Origin of the sequence: Mesorhizobium sp. M1C.F.Ca.ET.210.01.1.1, assembly GCF_004791585.1 — a bacterium.
Taxonomy (GTDB): domain Bacteria; phylum Pseudomonadota; class Alphaproteobacteria; order Rhizobiales; family Rhizobiaceae; genus Mesorhizobium.
Window position 1 is genome coordinate 20,907 of the sequence record NZ_SRUU01000048.1, and the last position, 7,429, is coordinate 28,335.

General features: G+C 64.0%; 5 protein-coding genes and 1 pseudogene. 1 reads left to right on the top strand and 5 read right to left on the bottom strand.

Annotated features, from left to right (window positions below; all coding sequences use genetic code 11):
* The first annotated feature begins 216 nt into the window (after positions 1–216).
* Complete coding sequence (gene htpG / locus EN853_RS30910) at positions 217–2,106, top strand: molecular chaperone HtpG (protein ID WP_127862788.1); 1,890 nt, start codon at positions 217–219, stop codon at positions 2,104–2,106.
* A 129-nt stretch (positions 2,107–2,235) separates the two neighbouring features.
* Here the strand turns inward: htpG and EN853_RS30915 are convergent, their stop codons facing one another.
* From EN853_RS30915 to EN853_RS35385, 5 genes and pseudogenes are all read right to left on the bottom strand, one after another.
* Positions 2,236–2,901 carry a hypothetical protein gene (locus tag EN853_RS30915; protein WP_127862789.1) on the bottom strand — a complete coding sequence of 222 codons (666 nt, stop codon included), beginning with the start codon at positions 2,899–2,901 and terminating at the stop codon, positions 2,236–2,238.
* A 24-nt stretch (positions 2,902–2,925) separates the two neighbouring features.
* Entirely contained in the window at positions 2,926–4,326 is a 1,401-nt protein-coding gene (locus tag EN853_RS30920; protein ID WP_127862794.1) for a selenium-binding protein SBP56-related protein, read from the bottom strand.
* Positions 4,327–4,644: 318 nt separating this feature from the next.
* On the bottom strand, positions 4,645–6,267 hold the full coding sequence (locus tag EN853_RS30925) for an ABC-F family ATP-binding cassette domain-containing protein (protein ID WP_127862790.1): 1,623 nt from the start codon (positions 6,265–6,267) through the stop codon (positions 4,645–4,647).
* Positions 6,268–6,439: 172 nt separating this feature from the next.
* Complete coding sequence (locus EN853_RS30930) at positions 6,440–7,183, bottom strand: 2OG-Fe(II) oxygenase (RefSeq protein WP_127862791.1); 744 nt, start codon at positions 7,181–7,183, stop codon at positions 6,440–6,442.
* A gap of 142 nt (positions 7,184–7,325) precedes the next feature.
* Positions 7,326–7,429 (bottom strand): annotated as a pseudogene (locus EN853_RS35385) (IS110 family transposase); the annotation flags it as partial.

Consider the following 7,429-nt stretch of genomic DNA (forward strand, 5'->3'; position numbering starts at 1 on the left):
ACGAGCGCCCTCGATCGACGGCGATTGGACAGGCAGGAAAGTGGCAGCCCTTCACGCGCCGCAAGGCAGCCCCTTGTTGCCTTCGCGTCTCGTCACGATATTGTCGTGCCGAGGGCGGTCCAGGCCGGGCATCGCCGGCACAATGAAAACGAACGAAGGATGAAACCCTGAACGCGTCTGGCGCGACGGGCAGAGCGGAGACTTGGGAAAGTTCAGATGACGGATACGAGGACGACGGAAACCAGGACATTCGAGGCAGACGTCTCGCGGCTGCTGCACTTGATGGTGCATTCGGTCTATTCGGACCGGGACGTCTTCCTGCGCGAGTTGATCTCCAACGCGGCCGATGCCTGCGAGAAGCTGCGCTTCGAGGCGATCACGCGCCCCGAATTGGTGGGCGAAGACGCCAGGCCGCGCATCACCATTTCAGCCGATCCCGACAACAAAGAGCTCAGCGTCGAGGACAACGGCATCGGCATGGGCCGCGACGAGATGGCCGAGGCGCTGGGCACCATTGCCCGCTCGGGCACGCGCGCCTTCATCGAGCGCGTCGAGGCCGGCAAGGCGGCGGAAGATTCGGCACTCATCGGCCAGTTCGGCGTCGGCTTCTACTCCGCCTTCATGGTGGCCGATCAAGTCGACGTGATCAGCCGGCAGGCCGGCAGCGTCGAAGCCTGGCGCTGGTCGTCCGACGGCAAGGGCACCTACGAGATCGCGCCGGTGCCGCTTGCCGCGGCACCCAAGCGCGGCACGCGCGTCGTGCTGCATCTGATGGAGGACGCCACCTCCTACACGACGCCTTACCGGCTGGAAGGGCTGGCAAAGTCGCAATCGGGCCATGTGCCGGTGCCGATCGCTCTTGTCGAGAAGCCCGGCGCCGAACCGCGCGACATCGCCGACGGCACCGCACTCTGGGTGCGGCAAAAGAGCGAGATCAAGCCGGAGGAATATACCGACTTCTACCGCAGCATCGCCGGCCAGTATGACGAGCCGGCCGCCACCATCCATTTCCGCGCCGAGGGCCGGCAGGAATACAGCGTGCTCGCCTTCGTGCCCGGTTCGCGTCCCTTCGACCTGTTCGACCAAGACCGCAAGGGGCGCATGAAGCTCTATGTGCGGCGCGTCTTCATCACCGACGACGCCGACGTCTTGCCGCGCTATTTGCGCTTCGTGCGCGGCCTTGTCGATTCCGCCGACCTGCCGCTCAACGTCTCGCGCGAGATGATCCAGGAAAGCCCGCTGCTCGCCGCGATCCGCAAGGGCGTGACCAACCGCGTGCTCGGGGACCTCGCCAAGACAGCCGACAACGATGCCGAGGCTTACGCCAAGGTCTGGGAGAATTTCGGCGTCGTGCTCAAGGAAGGCTTGTATGAGGATTACGAGCGGCAAGAGCAGCTCTTGAAACTGGCGCGCTTCCGCTCGACCGCTTCAGGCGACGGTTTGCGCAGCCTTGCCGACTATGTCGCCGCGATGAAGGACGGGCAGAAGGCGATCTTCTTCATGGCCGGCGACGATCGCGCCCGGCTCGAGGCCTCGCCGCAGCTTGAAGGATTCAAGGCACGCGGCATCGAGGTGCTGCTCCTGACCGACCCGGTCGACAGTTTCTGGACGACGATGGCGCCGGAATTCGACGGCAAGCCGTTCAAGTCGGTGACGCAGGGCGCGGCGGAGCTTTCGCAGATCCCGCTGCTCGACACGGCGGCGACGCCGGAAACCGCGGCGACACCCGAGATCGACGGCTTCCTGGCCTTCGTGAAGGCGGCGCTCGGCGATGAAGTCTCGGATGTGAAGGTTTCCGACCGCCTGACCGAAAGCGCGGTCTGCCTGGTCGCGCCCGAGCATGGCCCCGACCGCCAGTTCGAGCGGCTGCTCAACGCCGCCGGCCGTCTCGACAAGGCGGCGAAGCCGATCCTCGAGATCAACCCGCGCCACGAGCGGGTCGCGGCCCTGGCGAAGCTCGGCGACGACGAGCGTGCCTTCAAGGAAGACGCCGCGCATCTGCTTTATGACGAAGCGCGCGTGCTCGACGGCGACAAGCCGGCGGATGCGAAGGCGTTCTCGGCGCGGCTTGCCCGGTTGATCGAGCGGGGGTTGGCGAAAGGGTGACTGCGTCGGCGCTCACCCGCATAGAGGCTGCGCCTTCCCCTGACCTCCCCGGCGCTTCCTGGCTGGTGCAGGCGACCTGTTCGGTGTAGCCGCCGCCATAGATGTGAATGCGTCGGGGTGAGCTCCATCTCATCGAGCGTATCCGATGCTTGCGATCCCAATTCCTCCCACCAGGATCAGGCTTACGGCCCACACAATGTCGAGATTGAACCAGCTTTGTGAGACGAACTTGGGTCCGAGCCATCGATAGACGGCGATGGCGATAACGCCGCCGCTTGCAATCATGGCGGCCGTATGGACGACGGAGACGGCGGCGGCGGTGATCAGATTTCCGGTCATGAGAGTGGCACCCGCTTGGTGTCCAGCATCAAGGTCGCCTGCCTGGCACAGCCCCAGATAAATCGGCACCAGCATCAGCCCGGCGCCATGCGCAGTGGCGGCGGCGAAGGACCACAAGGCCAGTTGTCCCGGCGGGATCCGGGCAAGAACACGCGGGTGGCGCCGGTTGATCAGGAGATAGATGCCGGCGGCAATCACGATCAACCCCGCGCCGATGCGGACCTGTCGTTCCCAGACAAACAGCGTCAGCATCGCGCCGAAGGGCAGCAGGATGCCGATCATGGCCGCAAAGTGTCCCATGGCCAAAAGCCCGAGCGCCCGGAACAATTCGCCGGCACGTCTGCTCAACAGTGCGGCCGAAACGGCCAACGGCCAGCCCATGCCGGGATTGATGCCGTGGTAAATGCCGCTGGCGATGACAGCCAGCCAGAGGCCGGCCGTCGTCAACTCGCTCATCGCCTCATCCGCCCGGCAAGTCGATCACACCGACGGATAGCAGAATGAATCCGTCGAGCAGTCGCCGCCTTCCAGGCGAATCTGGTGCGAGCGATACCCCTCGGGGAATTCGACGTAGAAGTCCTTGTCCAGGGTGATCCCACCGTTCTCGCCGACTTCAGCCTTGACCATAGCTGCCGGGATGCCCCCGGTATAGAACTGGTCGTCCCAGGTCGAATAGAGCGAGTTGGTCCAGTAGACGCGTTTGCCGTCGCGGCTGATCTCGACCATCTGCGGTCCGCCCCTATAATCGCCGCCGCTGGGATGCTTGGTCTTGCGCGTGATGCCGCCAATATGGACGGACCCCGCAAGCCTGGGCTTCATCGGATCGGTCACATCATACTGGCGCATCTCGCCGGTGCCCCAGCAGGAGGCGTAGAGAAAGCGGTCATCGAGCGATAGGTCTATGTCGCTTACCAGCGGCGGAACCGCCTCGAAGCCCTGCAGAAGCGGGGGCAGGTCATCCTTCGCGGCTGCCTCTGGCGGGATAGTCGCCGTCTTTTCGCAATGGAACTTGCCGTCCTCGCGCCACCATGTCCAGATCGATCCCTCGAGGTTTGTCGTGTCGACGACCACCCCAATGAAACCGTATTCCTTTACCGGGTCATGGGCGGGGCGGACTTCCAGGGCCATCTGGTGGTTGGCTCCCAGATCTATGGTCTGGATGTTCCTGCGTTCGCGAAGATTCCAGAAATGCACCCGGTGTCCATATTTGTTCGACAGGAGATCTTCCGGGACGATGCCGTTCTCGAACTGGGGCGGAAGCGCCCACTCGCTCGACACCATGTAGTCGCGCGGCAGGTTCCACCAGAAATCATACTGCTTGTTCTGTGGCCCGCGATCGATCTCGTAGCGCCCGATGACGTCGAACGTCTGGCAATCCATGACAAAGATGCCGGGAGGTCCGTCGGTGCCGTCAGGGCCACCGCCGCCAAGGGTCGAGACATAAATGCCTTCCGGGCCGCAGTGAATCGTATGAGGCCTGGAATAGCCGGTCTTGGCAAATACTTCTTCCGGCTCGATGATTTTGTGGATCTTGGCCTTGGTCGGTCCGCCCTTGGTGTCCACAACGTAGATGCGCGAAGATCTCATGCCGGGAATTATCAGAAAGCGGCGCTCGAGAAACGGGTGGCCATTCAGCGGCGACAGGGCCGAAGAGCAAGCGTTCCAGCCGAAGTGGTGAAACTCGTCGCCCTTGTTCGGCATTGTCACGCTGTGGACGATCTTGCCGCAGTCCTTCGACTCCGGGTTCACGTCAACTATTGCGAGTCCATCAGGCTGAGAGAAGTCCGCACTCAACATCAAAGTGTAGGCAAAGTTTTCGACTGGCGCCTGCATTGCGAGCTTGGCGGTCGCGTGGAAAGTCGGGTCCGGCCGTAAGGTCATTGTCGTCCTCCCTTGGCGGGTTAAGCAGCCCGACCGACAATCAGGGGCACGACCTGTGATGCGCTTCGATGCCCGCCGAAAAGGGTCGGGGCGCTTTGTTTTTCGCACGCTATTTTCGTGCGGCTTCCGGAAGAATCTCACGGATTTCGGAGAACGGCAATCTCGACTTGTGCGTGACGAGCGCCACTAGACTGCATGAGTGAGCCGCGGCAAGGTTGGCGGGGCAACGCACGGTCAAACTTCGCTATGTCGGAATGTCTGGATCTGGCGCAAAGCGGCCAAGGGCTGGTGCCCACCTTGGGCCGACACCCGCTCCCCCTACCCCCTCAGCCCCGGCGCTTCCTGGCCGGTGCGCGCCACATATTCGGTGTAGCCGCCGCCATAGGTGTGGATGCCGTCGGGGGTGAGCTCCAGCACGCGGTTGGAGAGCGCGGCCAGGAAATGGCGGTCATGCGAGACGAAGAGCATCGTGCCTTCATATTGCGCGAGCGCCTCGATCAGCATCTGCTTGGTCGCCATGTCGAGGTGGTTGGTCGGCTCGTCGAGCACCAGGAGGTTCGGCGGGTCGAACAGCATCAGCGCCATCACCAGCCGCGCCTTCTCGCCGCCCGAGAGCACGCGGCATTTCTTCTCGATCTCGTCGCCCGAGAAACCGAAGCAGCCGGCAAGCGCGCGCAGCGGCGCCTGGCCCGCCTGCGGGAAATTGTCTTCGAGGGTCTGGAAGACGGTGCGCTCGCCGTCGAGCAGCTCCATGGCATGCTGGGCGAAATAACCCATCTTGACGCTCGGCCCGCGCGCCACGGTCCCCTCGTCCGGCTCGGAGGCGCCGGCCACCAGCTTCAGCAGCGTCGACTTGCCGGCGCCGTTGATGCCCATCACGCACCAGCGCTCGCGCCGGCGGATCTGGAAGTCGAGGCCTGAATAGATGGAGCGGCTGCCATAGGATTTGTGGATGCCCTTCAGCGTCGCCACGTCCTCGCCGCAGCGCGGCGCCGGCTGGAACTCGAAGGCCACCGTCTGGCGGCGCTTCGGCGGCTCGACGCGGTCGATCTTGTCGAGCTTCTTCACCCGGCTCTGCACCTGTGCCGCGTGGGAGGCGCGCGCCTTGAAACGCTCGATGAAGGCGATCTCCTTGGCCAGCATCGCCTGCTGGCGCTCGAACTGCGCCTGCAGCTGCTTGTCGGCCAGCGCGCGCTGCTCCTGGTAGAATTCATAATTGCCGGAATAGGAGGTGAGCGCGCCGGCGTCGATCTCGATCACCTTGGAGACGATGCGGTTCATGAACTCGCGGTCGTGCGAGGTCATCAGCAGCGCGCCGTCATAGTCCTTCAGGAACTTTTCGAGCCAGATCAGGCTTTCGAGGTCGAGATGGTTGCTCGGCTCGTCGAGCAGCATGACGTCGGGGCGCATCAGAAGGATGCGGGCGAGCGCGACGCGCATCTTCCAGCCGCCGGAGAGTTTTGAAACGTCGCCGTCCATCATCTCCTGCGAGAAGCCGAGGCCGTCCAGCACCTCCCGCGCCCGGCCGTCGAGCGCATAGCCGTCGAGCTCCTCGAAGCGGTGCTGCAACTCGCCGTAGCGCTCGATGATCTGATCCATCTCGTCGGCGCGGTCGGGATCGCCCATGGCGTGCTCCAGATCGCGCATCTCGGCGGCCACCGCGCTCACCGGACCGGCGCCCTCCATGACTTCCGCCACTGCGCTCATGCCCTCCATGTCGCCGACATCCTGGCTGAAATAGCCGATGGTGACGCCGCGATCGACCGAGACCTGGCCCTCGTCGGGCTGCTCCTCACCGATGATCATGCGGAACAGCGTCGTCTTGCCGGCGCCGTTCGGGCCGACGAGCCCGATCTTCTCGCCCTTCTGCAAGGCTGCCGAGGCTTCGATGAAGACGATCTGTCGGCCGTTCTGCTTGCCGATATTTTCGAGGCGGATCATGAGGCTGTCCGGGGAGCTGCGCTGAGGTGGAGGATTTGCCCGAGCGATTACCCGAATGAAGGCGGCGGGGGAAGAGCGCAAACGCCGCAGATCAGACCATGACAAATTGGCGAAGGCGGCGGCGACAGCTGATCTCCCCACAAGGGGGAGATCGCGGCTTCAGCGTCGCGCCTCACTTCGCGTCGTGGAAGATGATCCCAACCGTATGCCGCCGGCCGGAGCGAAGGCGGCTGACGCCGTGGCGGAGATTGACCCGGTAGTGCCCTTTTGTGCCTTGCACCGGCCGATTGTGGACGGCGAAGATCACCGCGTCGCCTCTTCTCAACGGCACCACCTCGGCGCGGCTTTGCATGCGCGGGCGCTGCTCCGTCAGCACGAATTCGCCGCCGGTAAAATCCTCTCCGGGCTCCGACAGCAGGATCGCCACCTGGAGCGGAAAGGCGAGCGCGCCGTAGAGGTCCTGGTGCAGGCAGTTGAAATCGCCGGGGCCGTATTGGAGCAGCAGCGGCGTCGGCTTGGTCTGGCCCTCGTCATGGCAGCGCTTGAGGAAAGCCGCGTGATCGGCGGAATAGCGAAGCGCGGCGCCCATCTTCTCGTTCCAGTCGTTGGCGACGCCGGCCAGGCGCGGATAGAGCGCGGTGCGCAGGCCCTCGATGAGGTCCGGCAAGGGGTAGCGGAAGTAGCGGTACTCGCCGTTGCCGAAGCCGTGGCGCGCCATCACGACATGGCTGCGGAAATGCTCCTGATGCGGATAGAGCGCAGCGATGTCGGCGCATTCCTCGGGCGACAGCAGGCCGGGCATGACAGCTGAGCCGTTGGCGTTGAGCTCGGAAACCAGGGCGCGCCAATCCTGTGCGGCGACCCGGGCTTCGGCGGAGCGGCTGGCGCGCTTGGTGTTGAGGGAATGGATGGTCATTGGTCGCCTCCTTTGATTGTCATCAAAGTGGGGCGAAGACGCGGCTGCGGCCACCCGATTCCTGCGTGCGGCCTCCCCCTTCTCCCCTTGCGGGAGAAGGTGGCCTCGCGAAGCGAGGTCGGATGAGCGACTATCTGAGGTGTCAAGTTGCATTTGCGAACTCGCTGCGCGCGTCGCGTGCTTTTGCATTGAGAATGACGAGCAGCTTGCGGGCGAGCGCGATACGGATGACCATTTTCTCCTTGC